At 69.0% G+C, this 18477-nt stretch carries 15 protein-coding genes and 1 riboswitch; of the genes, 10 read left to right on the top strand and 5 right to left on the bottom strand.

Features of this window, described 5'->3' with window-relative positions:
• Window positions 1-78: 78 nt before the first annotated feature.
• The gene (locus ACAM51_RS21600) at window positions 79-1011 is read right to left on the bottom strand and encodes a LysR family transcriptional regulator (RefSeq protein WP_369641821.1); all 933 of its coding nucleotides are present in this window, start codon (window positions 1009-1011) and stop codon (window positions 79-81) included.
• 180 nt (window positions 1012-1191) lie between these two features.
• Here ACAM51_RS21600 and ACAM51_RS21595 point away from each other — a divergent pair, with 180 nt between their 5' ends.
• Both ACAM51_RS21595 and ACAM51_RS21590 read left to right on the top strand, forming a co-directional pair.
• Window positions 1192-2397, top strand: a complete 1206-nt coding sequence (locus tag ACAM51_RS21595) for an acyl-CoA dehydrogenase (RefSeq protein ID WP_218293724.1) — start codon at window positions 1192-1194, stop codon at window positions 2395-2397.
• A gap of 177 nt (window positions 2398-2574) precedes the next feature.
• Entirely contained in the window at window positions 2575-3843 is a 1269-nt protein-coding gene (locus ACAM51_RS21590) for a CaiB/BaiF CoA-transferase family protein (RefSeq protein WP_218341694.1), read from the top strand.
• Between the two features lie 77 nt (window positions 3844-3920).
• Here the strand turns inward: ACAM51_RS21590 and ACAM51_RS21585 are convergent, their stop codons facing one another.
• Window positions 3921-5588, bottom strand: coding sequence for a hypothetical protein (locus tag ACAM51_RS21585; protein WP_369641820.1), 1668 nt, complete (start codon window positions 5586-5588; stop codon window positions 3921-3923).
• 352 nt (window positions 5589-5940) lie between these two features.
• Here ACAM51_RS21585 and ACAM51_RS21580 point away from each other — a divergent pair, with 352 nt between their 5' ends.
• Window positions 5941-7518 carry a methyl-accepting chemotaxis protein gene (locus ACAM51_RS21580; RefSeq protein ID WP_369641819.1) on the top strand — a complete coding sequence of 526 codons (1578 nt, stop codon included), beginning with the start codon at window positions 5941-5943 and terminating at the stop codon, window positions 7516-7518.
• Window positions 7519-7677: 159 nt separating this feature from the next.
• On the opposite strand, the gene ACAM51_RS21575 is transcribed toward ACAM51_RS21580, so the two are convergent.
• From ACAM51_RS21575 to ACAM51_RS21565, 3 genes are all read right to left on the bottom strand, one after another.
• Window positions 7678-8208 (bottom strand): 6,7-dimethyl-8-ribityllumazine synthase, encoded by a 531-nt coding sequence (locus tag ACAM51_RS21575; RefSeq protein ID WP_369641818.1) that lies wholly within the window; start codon window positions 8206-8208, stop codon window positions 7678-7680.
• 201 nt (window positions 8209-8409) lie between these two features.
• Window positions 8410-8590: riboswitch (FMN riboswitch) on the bottom strand.
• An 87-nt stretch (window positions 8591-8677) separates the two neighbouring features.
• Window positions 8678-9160, bottom strand: a complete 483-nt coding sequence (locus tag ACAM51_RS21570; protein ID WP_369641817.1) for a hypothetical protein — start codon at window positions 9158-9160, stop codon at window positions 8678-8680.
• Window positions 9161-9281: 121 nt separating this feature from the next.
• A complete protein-coding gene (locus ACAM51_RS21565; RefSeq protein ID WP_218294425.1) occupies window positions 9282-10214 on the bottom strand; it encodes a LysR family transcriptional regulator in 933 nt (310 codons plus the stop codon).
• Between the two features lie 215 nt (window positions 10215-10429).
• Between ACAM51_RS21565 and ACAM51_RS21560 the strand changes: the two genes are divergently transcribed.
• The 7 genes from ACAM51_RS21560 (at window position 10430) to ACAM51_RS21530 (ending at window position 18364) form a co-directional block, all read left to right on the top strand.
• Entirely contained in the window at window positions 10430-11437 is a 1008-nt protein-coding gene (locus ACAM51_RS21560; protein ID WP_218293717.1) for a TRAP transporter substrate-binding protein, read from the top strand.
• 146 nt (window positions 11438-11583) lie between these two features.
• Window positions 11584-13365, top strand: coding sequence for an IlvD/Edd family dehydratase (locus tag ACAM51_RS21555; RefSeq protein WP_218293716.1), 1782 nt, complete (start codon window positions 11584-11586; stop codon window positions 13363-13365).
• A gap of 57 nt (window positions 13366-13422) precedes the next feature.
• Window positions 13423-14646, top strand: a complete 1224-nt coding sequence (locus tag ACAM51_RS21550) for a fumarylacetoacetate hydrolase family protein (protein WP_218293715.1) — start codon at window positions 13423-13425, stop codon at window positions 14644-14646.
• Window positions 14647-14693: 47 nt separating this feature from the next.
• Complete coding sequence (locus tag ACAM51_RS21545; protein WP_369641816.1) at window positions 14694-15293, top strand: TRAP transporter small permease; 600 nt, start codon at window positions 14694-14696, stop codon at window positions 15291-15293.
• Between the two features lie 56 nt (window positions 15294-15349).
• Window positions 15350-16630 carry a TRAP transporter large permease gene (locus tag ACAM51_RS21540; protein ID WP_218293712.1) on the top strand — a complete coding sequence of 427 codons (1281 nt, stop codon included), beginning with the start codon at window positions 15350-15352 and terminating at the stop codon, window positions 16628-16630.
• Window positions 16631-16685: 55 nt separating this feature from the next.
• Window positions 16686-17441: an SDR family oxidoreductase gene (locus ACAM51_RS21535; protein ID WP_218293711.1), complete on the top strand. Its 756-nt coding sequence runs from the start codon at window positions 16686-16688 to the stop codon at window positions 17439-17441.
• A gap of 59 nt (window positions 17442-17500) precedes the next feature.
• Entirely contained in the window at window positions 17501-18364 is an 864-nt protein-coding gene (locus ACAM51_RS21530; RefSeq protein ID WP_369641815.1) for a fumarylacetoacetate hydrolase family protein, read from the top strand.
• The last annotated feature ends 113 nt before the right edge of the window (window positions 18365-18477 follow it).

Below are 18477 nucleotides of genomic sequence, written 5' to 3'. Positions count from 1 at the left end.
TCCATCTTCTTCCCGCCGCCTGCAGCGAGTGCCACCAGCGTAGCCCTGTCCGCCGCGGGGCGCAAGCCGGCAAGCGCCCTACTCTGCCGCAGCCCGCGCAGTGTCTTGAAGCCATTTCGAGAACACCGCCAGCACGGGCGGCTGCACCTGCGCGGGGCTGACGAGGTAGTAGCCCCGCTCCCCCCGCAGGGGCCGCGCGCAGGCCACCACCAGTTCGCCGCTGGCCAGCTCGGCCTCGATCAGCAAGGGCGGAATCAGCGCCACACCCAGCCCATGCGTGGCCGCCACGGCGAGCATGGAGAACAGCTCGTAGCGCGGCCCGTCCAGCGCATGGGGTGCGTCCACCCCCATGGCGTCGAACCACTGGCGCCAGCCGTAGGGGCGCGTGCTCTGCTGCAGCAGGGGCAGCACGGCCAGCGCATCGGCGGCCACGGGCTGGTGGGCGCGCCCGCGCGCGCGCGGCGCGGCGGATTCGAGCAGGCGCGGGCAACACACGGGCAGCACATCCTCGTGCATCAGCAGTTGCGCCTGCACGCCGGGCCAGTTGGCCACCTGCTCCGGGGTGCCGGCGTACAGGGCCGCGTCAAAGGTGGTGTCGGCGAACAGAAAAGGGCGCGTCTGCGTCTCGATGTGCACCACGATGTCGGGGTGCAGCTGGGCCAGCTGCGGCAGGCGCGGAATGAGCCAGCGCGTGGCGAACGTGGGCACCGCCGCCAGCGACAGCGTGCCGCCCTCGCCCTGGTGGGCCATCACGTCGAGCGTGTCGCGCTCCAGGCCCTGCAGCCAGCGCGCCACCTGGCGGCCGTAGTGCGCGCCGGCGGGCGTGAGCACCACGCCGTGGCGCGTGCGGCGAAACAGCTGCACGCCCAGAAACTCCTCCAGCGCCTGGATCTGGCGCGAGACGGCGCTTTGCGTGAGCGAGAGTTCCTGCGCGGCGCGGGTGTAGCTCTCGTGCCGGGCGGCGACTTCAAAACAGGCCAGTGCCTGGGTCGATGGGATATTGCGGCGCATGATGAAAATGAACTTTTAAGGGTCCGGCTAAGTAGATGATCTCTAGCTCAAAGTATTTCATACATTCCAGTTATGCATATCTGGATGAAAAGAACTCGCTTGCGGCGCGCTGGCACGAGGCCTACGATCTGCCCCAGAACACCTTTGTTGCCACTCTTTTTTTCACCTGGAGACACGCACATGGCCCACGCCGCCTTTCAATGGGATGACCCTTTCCTCCTGAGCCAGCAACTGACCGACGACGAGCGCGCCATCCGCGACGCGGCCGCCGCCTACTGCCAGGACAAGCTGGCCCCGCGCGTGCTGGATGCCTTCCGCCACGAGAAGATGGACGTGAGCATCTTTCGCGAGATGGGCGAAGTGGGCCTCCTGGGCCCCACCATCCCCGAACAGTACGGCGGCCCCGGCCTGTCGTACGTGGCCTATGGCCTGATCGCCCGCGAGGTGGAGCGCGTGGATTCGGGCTACCGCTCGATGGCCAGCGTGCAGTCATCGCTGGTGATGGTGCCCATCCATGAATTCGGGACCGAAGCGCAAAAGCAGAAGTACCTGCCCAAGCTCGCCACCGGCGAGTGGATCGGCTGCTTCGGCCTGACCGAGCCCGACCATGGCTCCGACCCTGGCAGCATGGCCACGCGCGCCTACAAGGTCGATGGCGGCTACAAGCTCAAGGGCAGCAAGATGTGGATCACCAACAGCCCCGTGGCCGACGTGTTCGTGGTCTGGGCCAAGGAAGTCATCAAAGGCGGCGATGGCAAGGATGTTGTGGGCCCCATCCGCGGCTTCGTGCTGGAAAAGGGCATGAAGGGCCTCACGGCCCCCGCCATCCACGGCAAGGTGGGCCTGCGCGCATCGATCACCGGCGAGATCGTGATGGACGACGTGTTCGTGCCGGAAGAGAACGCGTTTCCTGAAGTGCAGGGCCTGAAGGGCCCCTTCACCTGCCTGAACAGCGCGCGCTACGGCATCGCCTGGGGCGCGCTGGGCGCGGCCGAGTTCTGCTGGCACACCGCCCGCCAGTACACACTGGACCGCAAGCAGTTCGGCCGCCCCCTGGCCGCCAACCAGCTCATCCAGAAGAAGCTGGCCGACATGCAGACCGAGATCGCCATCGGCCTGCAGGCCTGCCTGCAGTTCGGCCGCATGAAGGACGCGGGCACCGCCAGCGTGGAAGGTACCTCCATCATCAAGCGCAACAGCTGCGGCAAGGCGCTGGACATCGCCCGCCTGGCGCGCGACATGATGGGCGGCAACGGCATCAGCGACGAGTTCGGCGTGGCCCGCCACCTGGTGAACCTGGAGGTGGTGAACACCTACGAGGGCACGCACGACGTGCACGCGCTCATCCTGGGCCGTGCGCAGACCGGCATCGCGGCGTTCAGCTGACACCCCCCTGAGGCGCCGCGCGCCTTCCCCCTTTTCTCGGCCTCGCCGGGAAGGGGGACGACGCCGGTGGCCTGGAGACGCGCCCGCCGCGCCTCCCACGCCCATTCAACACGATTTTGGCCTCTAGCGCTTACCGAACAAGCGCAAGCAGCTATTCAAGTTATAGCAATCACTACCATGACCACATCCAACGCAGGCGCCCTCGCAGGCATCAAGGTGCTCGACCTCTCCCGCGTGCTCGCGGGCCCCTGGTGCACGCAGGTGCTGGCCGACCTGGGTGCGGACGTGGTCAAGGTGGAGCGCCCCGGCGTGGGCGACGACACGCGCCAGTGGGGCCCACCCTTCCTGAAGGACGCCGAGGGCAACGACACAAACCAGGCCAGCTACTACACCGCCTGCAACCGCAACAAGCGCTCGGTGACCATCGACATGGCCTCGCCCGAGGGCCAGGCGCTCATCAAGCAAATGGCACAAGAGGCGGACATCGTGGTGGAGAACTTCAAGGTCGGCGGCCTGAAGCAATACGGCCTGGACCACGAGAGCCTGCGCGCGCTGAACCCGCGCCTCATCTACTGCTCCGTCACCGGCTTCGGGCAAGACGGGCCCTACGCCGAGCGCGCGGGCTACGACCTGATGGTGCAGGCCATGACGGGCCTGATGAGCATCACCGGCCAGGCTGACAGCCAGCCCGGCGGCGGCCCGATGCGCGTGGGCGTGGCGGTGATCGACCTGTTCACCGGCCTGTACGCCAGCAACGCCATCCTGGCCGCGCTGCATGTGCGCGACAACGCGGCCACTGGCACGGGCCAGGGCCAGCACATCGACATGGCATTGCTCGACGTGGGCATGGCCGTGCTGGCCAACCAGGCCTCGGGCTTCCTCGCCACCGGCAAGGCGCCCGGCCGCATGGGCAACAGCCACCCGAGCCTGGCGCCCTACCAGGACTTCCCCACGCAGGACGGCAACATGCTGCTGGCCATCGGCAACGACGGGCAGTTCCAGCGCTTTTGCGCCGCCGCCAACCAGCCCCAGTGGGCGACCGACCCGCGCTACGCCACCAACACCCTGCGCGTGCAGCACCGCACCGACCTGATCCCTGCGATGGAGGCCGTGACGCGCACGCGCACCACGGCCGACTGGATCACGCTGCTGGAAGACAAGGCCGTGCCCTGCGGCCCCATCAACACCATCGCCCAGGCCTTCGACGACGCGCAGGTGCAGGCGCGCGGCTTGGCCGTGACGCTGCCGCGCTGGAAGGACGGCGAGGCCGCCACCGACAACGTGCGGCAGATCACCGGCGTGGCCAGCCCGCTGCGCCTGTCGGCCACGCCGCCCGTGCTGCGCAACGCGCCGCCGGCACTGGGCCAGCACACGGACGAGGTGCTCGCCGAAATGGGGCTGGACGCGGCGCGCATCGCGGCGCTGCGGGCCTCGGGCGTGGTGTAGCCGCTCACTGATTTACCCGCTCTTGCGCAACGCCCCGCGGCATCCCGCCGCGGGGCGTTGGTCTTTTCGCGGCCACGCTACTTCGGTGCTTGCGGCAGCGGCGCGGCGGCGCCCAGCAGGCAGTCCGCCACCTCGTCAGAAAACCGCATGGGGCGGCCGTCCAGCCACACGGCCTCGGAGCCCTGGGGGTCCGGCGCGGCGGGTGGCAATCCATGGTCCAGCAGCGCCTGCGCGCAGCCCGCCCAGTCGCCATCGGGCTCGGGCGTGTTGATGGAGCCCCACGACAACGCGCCGCAGGCGTTGTCCTCAAATCCATGCCGGGCCCGCCAGCGCGCGCCGTGCTCCAGCAGGAAGCGGGTGAGCGCCGCGTCGCCCCGAAAGATGGCCAGGTGCAGCGCCGTACCGGCCCAGTCGCCCCCTGTGGTGTCGATGGGCCAGCCCAGGCGCACCATGAGCCGCACGGCATGGCCGCAGTCCGCCTGGGCGGCCAGCTCGGGCAGCAGGCGCTGCTGGGGCAGCGACAGCCCGTCCAACAACCCGGGCCGCGCGGCCAGCAGCGTGCGTGCTTGCGCCTCGTCGGCCTGGGCACACGCGGCCACGAAGCGCTCGTCGACAGGCACGTCGCCCTCGCCCACCGCCGCGCGCAGAAAGGCCGCCACCCCGGGCAGTCCGTAGCGCAGCGCCTGGATGTGCGCGGGCGTGCCATCGGCGGCACAGGCAGCCGGGTCGGCGCCCGCCGCCACCAGGGCCTGCACATGGGCCAGCGACCGCCGCCGCCGGATGGCCCAGAGCAGCGGCGCCGCACCGCCCGGCGCCGCGCCATCGGCAGGCTGCTCGTTCGCGTCCGCACCATGCGCCAGCAGCAGTTGCAGCGCGGGCAGGTCGTCCATGTCGAGCACGCGGCACAGCGCATTCGTGCCCGGCACCCGCGCGCCCGCCTCCAGCAGCAGCCGCGTGCAGTCCAGGCTTCCGAGCGCGTGGTACAGCGATTCGCCATCGTTGGGGTCCGCGCCCGCGTCCAGCAGCAGGCGCGCCATGCCCGCGTGCTGGTTCTGCCCAGCCGCGCCATACAGCGCAGACAGCGGGTGCGATGCATCAGGCTCGGCCAGCGAGGCGGGCGGCCAGCGGTTGGCCACGCACTGGTTCGCATCGGCCCCGGCCTCCAGCAGCAGCGCCACGCAGGCCTGCAGGCGGTCGGCAAAGGCCTGCAGCCGCGCCAGGCTCGAATGCGCCACGGCCACCAGCGGCGGCAGCTGCAAGGGCCCGCCAGGGCGGTGCACCCAGCCCGGGTCTTGCGCGATGGCCTCGCGCAGCCGGGCCTCATCGCCCACGGCGCAGGCCAGCCACGGGTCTTCGTCCCGGGGGATGGCGCCATCGGCCCACAGGCGCTCGGCCAGCCCCGGCCGGGCGCTGTGGTTGCCGCCCGCGATGTCGCCCGCATAGACCAGGCGCAGCCATTGCAGGGTGGCGCGCACCGGGTCGTCCACCAGCGCGCGCCGCGCCAGCACAAAGCCCTGGAAGTCGGCCCAGGACGCAAAGCCATGCTCGCGCGCCAGGCAGGACTGCGCGTCGTGCAGCCGAAGGCCCAGGGCGGCGATGGCGGCATCGCCCTGGCCCGCAGCCGCCGGCAGCGCGGCGCGAAAGCGCGCCAGCGCCTCGGGCTCGCCGCTGCGGTAGCCAGCGAGCAGGTCCTTGGCTTGTTTCTTGAGATGGCCCAGGTCGGGCCGTGGGGAAATGCGTTTCACGAGAACCTCCGTGCATGGATCGCCGACGGCCCGCAAATCCGGCAGCACAAAGGATGGAAAGTCAGCTCTGCAAGGAGCACGAACGTGCTCCTGGAGTCGGCAAGTGGGTTCAACCCTTCCCGCGGGCCCGGGCGCGGCTTGCACCGCGGGGAGGCATCTTACCGCCGTGCGGCGCACCCCTTGCGGCATGGCGCGAATTCCGTGTACAAAAAATTACATCCGTCGCCATAATGGCAGCGGGAGTCTCCCCGCCGCCACGCCCGATGGCAGGCCCGCAGAGACTTTGCAGCTTTCATTTTCGCGCCATGGGTACATGCCGTGGCGCCGTTCCGTGGAACCTCAGGAGTCCGCCATGAAGCTCAGCCTCAAACTCCCCCTGGCCTTTACCGTGGCGTTGCTGCTGCTGTTCGCGGCGGCGCTGTTCGGCATCAGCCGCCTGAACCAGGCCCTGGGCACCTACCAGACCACCGTGGCGCAAAGCTTCGAGCACGAGCGATTGGCCTCCTCCATGCTCAATGACTTCAAGGTGCAGGTGCAGGAGTGGAAGAACGTACTGCTGCGCGGCAAGGACCCGGCCCAGCTCACGCGCTACTGGGCAGCGTTTGAAAAGCAGGAGCAGGCCATCGGCGTGCAGGCGAAGAAACTGCTGGCCGGCCTGCCGCCGGGCGAGGGCCGCGACCGCGTGGCGCAGTTCGCCCAGGCGCACGAACGCATGGGCGCCGCCTACCGCAAGGGCTTCGAGGCCTTCAAGGCGTCCGGGCACGATGCCGAGGCGGGCGACAAGGCGGTGCAGGGCATGGACCGCGAGCCCTCGCAGCTGATCGACCAGGCGGGCGAACTGATCGCCCGGGCCAGCAGCGAAGTGGCCGAACACGCCGCCGCCACCGCGCAGCGCGCGACCACCATCAGCCTGGCCGTGATGCTGGTGGTGTGCGCGCTCGGCATCGCCGGCGCCATCGCCTTCAGCCGCACCGTGGTGAACCCGCTGGACAACGCGGTGCGGGTGTCGCAGGCCGTGGCCAGCGGCGACCTGACCGTGGCGCAGCCCGTGCGTGGCAAGGACGAGATCGCGCTGCTGCTCAATGCGCTGCACGGCATGCAGCTGAGCCTGTCGAGCGTGGTGAGCCACGTGCGCCACAACGCCGACAACGTGGCCGCCGCGAGCACCGAGATCGCGCTGGGCAACAACGACCTCTCGGCGCGCACCGAGCAGCAGGCCAGCGCGCTGGAGGAAACCTCGGCTTCGATGGAAGAGCTCAGCTCCACCGTGCAGGCCAATGCCGACAACGCGCGCCAGGCCAACCAGCTGGCCGTCAATGCGTCCACCGTGGCCGTGCAGGGCGGCGACGTGGTGGCCGAGGTGGTGACCACCATGAAGGGCATCAACGACAGCAGCAAGAAGATCGCCGACATCATCAGCGTGATCGACGGCATTGCCTTCCAGACCAACATCCTGGCGCTGAACGCTGCGGTCGAAGCCGCCCGCGCGGGCGAGCAGGGCCGGGGCTTCGCGGTGGTGGCCAGCGAGGTGCGCAGCCTGGCCGGGCGCAGCGCCGAGGCCGCCAAGGAGATCAGGAGCCTGATCCACGCGAGCGTGGAGCGGGTCGAACAGGGCACGGCCCTGGTCGACAGGGCCGGCGCCACGATGACGGAAGTGGTGGCCTCGATCCGCCGCGTGACCGACATCGTGGGCGAGATCAGCGCCGCCAGCAGCGAGCAGAGCGCGGGCGTGGCCCAGGTGGGCGAGGCCGTGATGCAGATGGACCAGGCCACGCAGCAGAACGCGGCGCTGGTGGAGCAAAGCGCGGCGGCGGCCGACAGCCTGAAGGTACAGGCGCAGCAGCTGGTGGACGCGGTCTCGGTGTTCCGCCTGTCGCCCGGCGAACACCCGGCGGCGGGGGCGCGCGTGCCCCGGCTGGCGGTGGCCTGACAGGACGGGCGGGCCGGGGGTCGAAGAAAATTGAATCAAAACGACCTCTAACGCCCAACCATCCAGCGCAAACAGCTATGTTTTTAATAGCGACCTGAGCCTGTTCCGGTGCCATGGCGCGCGGCCCCGCCAGCGCGCCAGCCCCCCCATGGGGGCTGGTCAGTCGCCGCGCGCCGCTTCCAGCGCCTTGAACTGCGCCATGGTGCGCAGGCACGCGTCGGCCACCTCCGTGCCCTTCTTCACGAAATGCTCGCGGAAGAACTTCAGATGGTCTTCATGCTCGTGGAAGTCGCGCGGCGTGAGCACGGCGGACATCACGGGCACCTCGGTGTCCAGCTGCACGCGCATCAGGCCGTCGATGACGGCGGTGGTCACGAACTCGTGGCGGTAGATGCCGCCGTTGACCACCAGCGCGCAGGCCACGATGGCATCGTAGCGGCCGCTTTGCGCCAGGCGCTTGGCCAGCAGCGGGATCTCGAAGGCGCCAGGCACCTCGAACTGCTCGATCTGGCTCGCAGCCAGGCCGTTGCGGGCGAACTCCGCCACGGCGGCGTCGCGGGCCTGGTGGACGATGTCCCGGTGCCAGCCGGCGCAGATGACCGCAACGCGTTCGCTGCGGCGCGCGGAGTCTGCACGGCCTTGTTCGGCATTGGCAGCGGCGGCATGGTGGGAATGGAAGGACTGATTCATGGATTTTCTCGTAGCAAAGAAAAGGATTACCAGAATCAGGGCGCGCGCGAACAGGGCACACCACAACGGCAAGCAGGCACCCGCGCGCCGGGCCCGGGCAGCCGCACGGCGGCGCGCACGGCAAACCGCGCCCGCCCGCCCGCACCAGCGAACACCCGCACCACTGCACACGGGCACCCATCCCGATGGGCGGCCATGGCTTCGCGATCTCTTTCATCCGGACTGTGACCGTCGGCTCTGGCATCGCACCAGATCTGCTGACCCCGGGCCGCCGCCATGCCTGGCGCGGCCCGGGCGCTCGCGGGCTGCTGCGGTGCGGCTGTAGCAACAGCCACCCGCAGATACCGCCGGTGGGGAATTCCGCCCCGCCCTGAGAACGCTGCCGGCCCCCACAAGCTGTGGAGGCCAGCGGCGCGATTCTAGGGGTTACCCGCGGGGCGGGCCGTCGCCCAGGCGATTGCCTGCACCGTCAGCGGGGCCGTTCGAACCCGGCTTCGGCCCAGGCGGTGGCACTGGCGGGCGTGAGCTTGAACGTGGGCTGCACGGGCACGCGCGCCAGTTCCTCGCCCAGTTCATCCTGGGCGCTCAGGGTGGCCGTGGCGCCCTCTTCGTCGGGCACAATGGCCAGTTGCACGCGCAGGCGCTGGCCATTGACCGTGACCGCGACGTTCTTGTGGAGCTGTGCATGCAACTGCTGCTCGTGGCGGCGCAGCACCTCGCTGGCGGTCTTGACCAGGGTGTGGAAGGCCGAGACATCGAGCGGCTTGGGGTTCTTCTTGTCGCGTCCCATGGTCCAGGGCCCCACCAGCGCGGGCTCGGCCTCGCCCCGCAGCGTCATGGACACGGCCCAGCCGTCGTCGTCTTCGTTCTTGATGACCTGCGCGGTCCATTGGCCGTCGCTCCAACGGCGAGGCTCCTGGATGGTGTCGGGCGTGTCGGGGGTGTCTTGCATGGGGAAAAGGGTCGCAGAAGATTCAGGGAAAGGGCGCAGAGCATAACGGCCCCGGCACGGAGGCGGGAGCATGCATTTTCAATAACCGCTGGTTATTGATGGCGGCCGGCGCCAGCCCCCGTCACGGCGCATCGGTCACCGGGTTCGCCACCTCGCGCAGCACGTCGGTGAAGGCCTGCATGGCGGGCGTGGGCGGCTCCCCCAGCCGGGTGATGAGGCCGTAGTCGGGCATGCGGTCCGGCAGGTCCACGGGGATGCGGGCCAGCAGGCCCTTGGCGATGTAGCGCTCCACCAGCGCCTGGGGCTGCAGCGACAGCATGTCGGTGGCCTGCATCATCTCCAGCGCGAACAGGAACGACGGGGTCTCCACCACGCCCGATCCGAGTGCCAGGCCGCTCCGCCCGAAGATGTCGTCCGATACCTTGCGCACCGCGGTGGACGCGGGGTACAGGATCCACGGCCAGTGCGACAGCTCGGCCATGTCCAGGTCGCGCGCGCCGCGCAGGGGGTGGTGCAGGCCGCCCACCACCAGCAGCGGCTCGCTGGACAGGCGTTCGTAGTGGAATTGCGTGCGGTGCGCGTCGTCGGTGAAGCGCCCGATCATCAGGTCGATCTTGCGCTCGGCCAGCCACACGATCAGCTGGTCGCTGCTTTGCTCCAGCACCTTGAGCACCAGCAGCGGGCGCAGGCGCTGGATCTCGGCCACCGACGCCGTCAGCACGTGCGCGGCCGATCCCGTGATGGCGCCGATCGCCAGGTGGCCGTGGCCGCCCTCCTTGAGTGCATTGAACTCATCGACGAACTTGCGGTGCCCGGCGAGCGCGCTGGCCGCGTAGCGCAGCGTGAACAGGCCCAGTTCGTTGGGCCGCATGCCGCGCGACAGGCGCTCGAAGAGCCGCGCCTCCAGGATGTCCTCGATGTCCATCAGGATCTTGGTGGCCGCCGGCTGCGTGATGTGCATCTGCTCGGCCGTCAGGCGCAGGTTGCGCGTCTGGCCGAGGATGTCCAGGAACTGCAGGTGCCGAAAGCGCAGCCGCGCGCAGGCCTGCGCCATCGACAAGGGTTTACCCGACACGGGGGTGGAGGCCACGGCAAGTCATCAGCATTTGGAATGGATGCTAGCAAAAAAGTGAGTGGACCCCGCGCCCCGCGAAACCTAATCTCTCGCCTGCGTCGGGAGGGTCCCGCAGAGACCCGATGGCGCCGGTGGACCGTTTTTTGGCCGTGCCCCACCGTGCCCCAGCCATTCCATATCCGGAGACAAACACCATGCAATTCAAAGCCCTGGCCCTGGCGGCCACGATCCTGGCCGCCGTGGCCGCACCCGTGTCGGCGCAGATCAAGGACCACGTGTTCAAGGTCGGCATCGGCCTGAACGACGACCACCCCCAGGCGCAGGCCGTCAAGCACTTTGCCGAGCAGCTCTCTGCCAAAAGCGGCGGCAAGCTGGTGGCCAAGCTGTACGCCAGCGGCTCCCTGGGCAACGACGTGAGCATGACCTCGGCACTGCGCGGCGGCACGCTGGAGATGACGGTGCCCGACAGCTCCACGCTGATGGCGCTGATCAAACCCTTCGGCGTGCTGAACCTGCCGCTCACTTTCAACAACGAGCAGGAGGCCGACGCGGTGCTCGACGGCCCGTTCGGCCAGAAGCTGCTGGCCAAGCTGCCCGAAAAGGGCCTGGTGGGCCTGGGCTTCTGGGAGAACGGCTTTCGCCACGTGACCAACTCGCGCCGCGCCATCACCAAGGCGGAAGACCTGGCGGGCCTGAAGCTGCGCGTGATCCAGAGCCCGCTGTTCCTGGACACCTTCAACGCCCTGGGTGCCAACGCCACGCCCATGCCCTTCACCGAGCTGTACTCGGCCATGGAGCAGGCCGCGGTGGACGGGCAGGAGAACCCGCCCGCCACCATCCTGTCGAGCAAGTTCTATGAAGTGCAAAAGCACCTGGTGCTGTCGCGCCACATGTACAGCGCCTGGGTGCTGCTGATGTCCAAGAAGACCTGGGATGGGCTGTCGGCGCAGGAGCAGAAGATCGTGCAGGACGCCGCGCGCGAAGCCACCCTGTTCGAGCGCAAGACCATCCGTGCGTTCAGCGACAAGGCGCTGGGCGAGCTCAAGAAAGTGGGCATGCAGGTGACCGAACTGGCCCCGGCCGAGCAGGCCAAGATGCGCACCAAGCTGCAGCCGGTGCTGGCCAAGTACGCCAAGGAATTCGGCGAGGAAACTACCGGCGAAATGAACGCCGAACTTGCCAAGGTGCGGGGCGGCAAGTAACTTTTCTGCTCCGCCACAACCGTTCACCGAGCGGCCGAAGCGCCGCGCGAGGCTTCGACGGGCTCAGCCCGAACGGTTTGTGGTTCGAGTCAAACATGCCAACCCCTGTTGCAGCGCCCTTCCCGCCTGCTGACACATCGCGATCCATGACCAAAACACCCCGCCGCCCCTTCCGCTCCCGCGAGTGGTTTGCCGACCCCGCACGCTCGGACATGACCGCGCTCTACCTCGAACGCTTCATGAACTACGGGCTCACGCCCGAGGAGCTGCGCTCGGGCCGCCCCATCATCGGCATCGCGCAGACCGGCAGCGACCTGTCGCCCTGCAACCGCATCCATGTGGACCTGGCGCGGCGCGTGCGCGAGGGCATCCGCGACGCCGGGGGCATCCCGATGGAGTTCCCGGTGCACCCCATCTTCGAGAACTGCCGCCGCCCCACCGCCGCGCTGGACCGCAACCTGGCCTACCTGGGGCTGGTGGAGATCCTGTACGGCTACCCCATCGACGCGGTGGTGCTGACCACCGGCTGCGACAAGACGACCCCGGCGGGCATCATGGCGGCGTCCACGGTGGACATCCCGGCCATCGTGCTCTCGGGCGGCCCCATGCTGGACGGCTGGCACGATGGAGAACTGGTGGGCTCGGGCACCGTGATCTGGCGCAGCCGCCGCCAGCTGGCCGCGGGCGACATCGACGAGGAAGAATTCCTGCAGCGCGCCTGCAGCAGCGCGCCGTCGGCCGGCCACTGCAACACCATGGGCACCGCATCGACCATGAACGCGGTGGCCGAGGCGCTGGGCCTCTCGCTGCCGGGCTGCGCCGCCATTCCGGCGCCCTACCGCGAACGCGGGCAGATGGCGTACGAGACCGGGCGGCGCATCGTGGACATGGCCTACGAGGACCTGCGCCCTTCACGCATCCTCACCCGCGAGAGTTTTCTCAACGCGCTGGCCGTGGTCAGCGTGGCGGGGGGCAGCAGCAACGCGCAGGTGCACATCATGGCCATGGCGCGCCACGCGGGCGTGGACCTGCGCCCCGAGGACTGGACACAGCATGCCTACGACCTGCCCCTGCTGCTGAACATGCAGCCAGCCGGCAAATACCTGGGCGAGAGGTTCTTCCGCGCCGGGGGCGTGCCCGCGCTGATGTGGGAGCTGCAGCAGGCGGGCCGCCTGCATGCCGATGCCTTGAGCGTGACCGGCAAGGCACTGGCCGACAACCTGCAGGGCCGCGAGACGCGCGACCGCGAGGTGATCTTCCCGTTCAACGCACCGCTGATGGAAAAAGCCGGCTTTTTGGTACTGCACGGCAACCTGTTCGACTTCGGCATCCTGAAGACCTCGGTGATCTCCGAGTCCTTCCGCCAGCGCTACCTGAGCCAACCGGGCGCGGAAGGCATCTTCGAAGCACGCGCCGTGGTGTTCGAAGGCGCGGACGACTACCACGCGCGCATCAACGACCCGTCGCTCGGCATCGACGAAGGCTGCATCCTGGTGATGCGCGGCGCGGGCCCCATCGGCTGGCCCGGCTCGGCCGAGGTGGTCAACATGCAGCCGCCCGACGCGCTGATCCGCCGCGGCATCAACACGCTGCCCACGCTGGGCGACGGGCGCCAGTCGGGCACGGCCGACAGCCCGTCGATTTTGAATGTCTCCCCCGAAAGCGCGGTGGGCGGGGGCCTGTCCTGGCTGCACAGCGGCGACATGGTCCGCATCGACCTGAACGCCGGCCGGTGCGACGCGCTGGTGGCCCCCGAGGAGATCGAGCGCCGCCGCCGCGAACTGCCCGCGCCGCCTGTTCCCAAAAGCCAGTCGCCCTGGGAGGCGCTGTACCGCGAGAAGACCGGCCAGCTGGTGGATGGCGCGACGCTCGACTTTGCGCTGGACTACCGGTGCATTTCCGAACACACGCCGCGCCACAACCATTGAGACGCTGCGCCTGGGCGGGCGCGGCACCGATTCAGAACTCTTTTCCAAGGAACTCCCATGAGTGAAACGACAGCGGCCACAGCGGCCGGTGGGGCTGCGCGCGCCCACATTCTTCCCGACGACGGCCTGGCCGGCACCCTGGTCGGCCGCGCCTGGGTGCACGGCGCCGTGCCCGGCCCGGCGGTGGTGGCCCTGCGCACCGGTGGCGTGTTCGACCTGAGCCGGCACTACCCCACCATGAGCACGCTGCTGGACACGCCCGCGCCCGCCGAGGCAGTGGGAGCCGCCGAGGGCCAGTACCTGTGCAGCGTGGACGAACTGCTGGCCAACAGCCAAACCGGCCAGCATGGCGTGCGCGACACGTCCCGCCCCTGGCTGCTGGCCCCCTGCGACCTGCAGGTGGTCAAGGCGGCTGGCGTGACCTTCGCGGCCAGCCTGATCGAGCGCGTGATCGAAGAGCAGGCGCGCGGGGACGCGGCCCGGGCCCAGGGCCTGCGCAGCCAGGTGGTGGGACTCATCGGAGAGAGCCTGGCCGACATTCGCCCGGGCTCGGAGCAGGCCATGGCCTTGAAGGCACTGCTGCAGGACAAAGGCCTGTGGTCGCAGTACCTCGAAGTCGGCATTGGCCCCGACGCCGAGGTCTTCACCAAGGCGCCGGTGCTCGCATCGGTGGGCACGGGCGAGGAGATCGGCATCCGCGCCGATTCGGCCTGGAACAACCCCGAGCCCGAGGTGGTGCTGGCCGTCAACAGCCGTGGCGCCATCGTGGGTGCCACGCTGGGCAACGACGTGAACCTGCGCGACATCGAGGGCCGCAGCGCGCTGCTGCTGGGCAAGGCCAAGGACAACAACGCCTCGTGCGCCATCGGCCCGTTCATCCGGCTGTTCGACGCCGGCTTCGGGCTGGACCAGGTGCGCAACGAGACCGTGCACCTGCGCGTGGCGGGCACCGACGGCTTCACGCTGCGCGGCATCAACACCATGGCCAGCATCAGCCGCGACCCGGCCGACCTGGTGGCCCAGACGCTGGCCGCGCACCAGTACCCGGACGGCTTCATGCTTTTTTTGGGCACGCTGTTCGCGCCCATCGAAGACCGCGACCAGCCCGGCGGCGGCTTCACCCACAAGCTGGGCGACGTGGTCAGCATCCAGAGCGCCTGGCTGGGCGCGCTGCACAACACCGTGGCGCACAGCGAGAGCGCGCCGCCCTGGCGCTTCGGCCTGCGGGCCTTCATCGCCAACCTGGCCGCGCGCGGGCTGCTGCAGGGCGCGGCGCTCTGAACGCCTCAAAAAAACAGACCGGCCCCGCCATCCACGGAGACCTCAGCATGCTCAATACCTTCATCGACCGCTACGTCCGGGCCATCAACCTCCTCATCGCACTGGCGCTGGCCGCCATGGTGGTGCTGGTGTTCGGCAACGTGGTGCTGCGCTACGTCTTCAACTCCGGCATCGCCGTCAGCGAGGAGCTGTCGCGCTGGCTCTTCGTGTGGATCACCTTCCTGGGCGCGGTGGCGGCCATCAAGGAGAACGCGCACCTGGGCACCGACATGCTGGTGTCGCGCCTGTCGGTGCGGGGCAAGAAAGCCTGCATGGCGCTGGGCCACGTGCTGATGCTCTACATCACCTGGCTGTTCTTCGACGGCAGCTGGCAGCAGATGAAGATCAACTGGGATGTGGAGGCCCCGGTCACGGGCGCATCGATGGCCATCTTCTATGCCTCGGGCGTGGTGTTCTCGGTGTGCGCCGGCTTCCTGCTGACGCTGCAGCTGCTGCGCGTGCTGACCGGCAAGGCCAGCGAGAACGAGCTGGTGATGGTCAAGGAGTCCGAAGAACAGGCAGAGCTCGAAGCCCTGCAGGCTGAACTGGCGCGCGAAGATGCGGCCGCACGAGCCCTGGGCCTGCCCCCGAAGCAGCGCGGCGAGTGAGCAAGTAAGCACGCATGCACACACAGATGGCACATCAAAAATAACGGAGACAACACATGACCGTGCTGATTTTTCTGGGGGCCCTCATCGGCACCATGGCGCTGGGCATTCCCATCGCGTATGCACTGCTGGCCGCCGGCGTCGCGCTGATGTGGCAACTCGATCTGTTCGACGCGCAGATCCTGGCGCAGAACTTCATCAATGGCGCCGACAGCTTTCCGCTGCTGGCCGTGCCCTTCTTCATGCTGGCCGGCGAGATCATGAACGTGGGCGGGCTGTCGCAGCGCATCGTGAACTTCGCGCTGGCGCTGGTGGGGCATGTGAAGGGAGGCCTGGGCTATGTGGTGATCCTGGCCGCCTGCCTGCTGTCGTCGCTGTCGGGCTCGGCCGTGGCCGATGCGGCGGCGCTCACGGCGCTGCTGCTGCCGATGATGGTCAAGGCCGGGCACAAGAAGGAGGTGTCGGGCGGGCTGATCGCGGCCTCGGGCGTCATCGGGCCCATCATTCCGCCGAGCATCGGCTTCGTGATCTTCGGCGTGGCGGCCAACGTGTCGATCAGCAAGCTGTTCATCGCGGGCATCGTGCCGGGCATCATGATCGGCGTGGGCCTGGCGGTGACCTGGTGGTGGGTGGGCCGCAAGGAGGTGCTGGCCATGCCGGAGAAGAAGACTGCAGCCGAAGTCTGGCGCACCGCGCGTGAGTCGGTGTGGGCGCTGACCTTGCCGGTGTTCATCCTGGTGGGCCTGCGCATGGGCGTGTTCACACCGACCGAGGCCGCGGTGGTCGCGGCGGTGTATTCGCTGTTCGTGGCCAGCGTGATCTACCGCGAGCTGCCGCTGCGCGCGCTGCTGCCCATCTTCACCACCGCGGCCAAGACCACGGCGGTGGTGATGTTCCTCGTGGCGGCGGCCATGGTGTCGTCGTGGCTCATCACCGTGGCCAACCTGCCTGCACAGATGGTGGAGCTGCTCAAACCCTTCATGGGCAACCAGACGCTGCTGCTGATCGCGATCATGGTGCTGGTGATGCTGGTGGGCACGGCGATGGACATGACGCCCACCATCCTGATCCTGACCCCCGTGCTGATGCCGGTGATCAAGGCCGCGGGCATCGACCCGGTGTACTTCGGCGTGCTGTTCATCATCAACAACTCCATCGGCCTGGTCACGCCGCCGGTGGGCACCATCCTGAACGTGGTGGCCGGTGTGGGGCGCATGAAGATGGACGAGGTGACGCGCGGCGTGCTGCCCTTCATGGCGGCCGAGTTCGCGGTGATGTTCATCATGGTGATCTTCCCGCAGACGGTGCTGGCGCCGCTGCGCTGGTTCACGGGCTGACGGCGCCCACCCCTGCCCCACAGCACTCCCACCCACGCTTCACGCCCCGCATTCCATGACACACCGACTTGCAGGCAAGACCGCCTTTCTCACCGCCGCCGGCCAGGGCATCGGCCGCGCCACCGCCATTGCCTTCGCGGCCCAGGGCGCGCGGGTGATCGCCACCGACATCAATGCCGCCGCGCTGGCCACCCTGCAGCACGACACCGGCTGCGAGACCCGCGTGCTGGACGTGACCCAGGCCCAGGCCGTGCGCGATGCCGCAGCAGCCGTGGGGCCGGTGGACGTGCTGTTCAACGGCGCGGGCTTTGTACACGCGGGCAGTGTGCTCGACTGCACGGACGACGAGTGGGACTTCGCGTTCGATCTGAACGTGCGCGCGCAATTTCGCACCATCCGCGCGTTCCTGCCCGGCATGCTGGCGCGCGGCGCCGGGTCCATCATCAACGTGGCCTCGGTGGCGGGCAGCATCAAGGGCGCGCCCCGGCGGTTCGTCTACGGCACCACCAAGGCGGCGGTCGTGGGCCTGACCAAGTCGGTGGCCGCCGACTTCGTGGCCCAGGGCATCCGCTGCAATGCCATCTGCCCGGGCACGGTGATGTCGCCGTCGCTGCAGGAGCGGATCACCGCGCAGGCCGCGGCCACGGGCCAGAGCCTGGCCGCCGTCGAAGCAGGTTTCGTCGAGCGCCAGCCCATGGGCCGCCTGGGCCGGGCCGAGGAGATCGCCGCGCTGGCGGTGTACCTGGCGAGCGACGAGTCATCGTTCACCACGGGCACCGCCCAGGTCATCGACGGCGGCTGGTCCAACTGATTTCATCTACGCTCTGCGTTCCGCGCCACCCACCATCCAACCCCTCACCACTACGAACCATGAAGCTGCTTCGCCACGGCCCCAAGGGCCAGGAAAAACCTGCACTCCTGCACACCGACGGCACGGTGCGCGACCTCAGCGGCGTGCTGCCCGACATCAGCCCCGCCACCCTGTCACCCTCTGGCCTGGCCGCGCTGGCCGCCATCGATGCCGCCACCCTGCCCGTCGTGCCCCAGGGCCGCCTGGCGGTGCCGTGGACGGGCATGCGCAAGTTCATCGCCATCGGCCTGAACTACGCCGACCACGCGGCCGAAGCCGGCATGGCCATCCCCCAGGAGCCCATCGTCTTCACCAAGACGGTGGACTGCGCCGTGGGCTGCAACCACCCCGTGGTGCTGCCGCAGGGTTCGGTCAAATCCGACTGGGAGGTGGAGCTGGGCGTGGTGATCGGCACCCGCGCGCGCTATGTGAGCGAGGCGGACGCGCTGCAGCACGTGGCCGGCTACTGCACCATCAACGACATCTCCGAGCGCGAATACCAGCTCGAGCGCGGCGGCACCTGGGACAAGGGCAAGGGCTGCGACACCTTCGGCCCCATCGGCCCCTGGCTGGTGAGCGCCGACGAGGTGGGCGACCCGCAGAATCTGTCGATGTGGCTGGACGTGAACGGCGAGCGCCAGCAGACTGGCAGCACCCGCACGATGATCTTCACCGTGGCGCAGCTGGTGAGCTACCTGAGCCGCTTCATGACGCTGGAGCCCGGCGACCTGATCACCACCGGCACCCCGCCCGGCGTGGGCATGGGCAAGAAGCCCCAGGCGCAGTTCCTCAAGCCCGGCGACGTGATGCGCCTGGGCATCGAGAAGCTGGGCGAGCAGGAGCAGACCGTGTTTGCGTGGGACCCGAAGCTGATCGACGGCTGACGGGACGCGCCCCGGCGCGGAGCACGCACGGCTGCCGACAGGGGCCCACGCGCCACCGCCCCGGGGCCTTGAGACGAAAACAGCCTCCTGCGCCCGCCACCCAAGCCCTGGCA

Origin of the sequence: Acidovorax sp. A79 (genome assembly GCF_041154505.1) — a bacterium.
In the GTDB taxonomy this organism is placed as follows: Bacteria; Pseudomonadota; Gammaproteobacteria; order Burkholderiales; family Burkholderiaceae_C; genus Acidovorax.
Note: the sequence above shows the minus strand (reverse complement) of the source record. Positions and strands in the feature narration are given on the sequence as shown.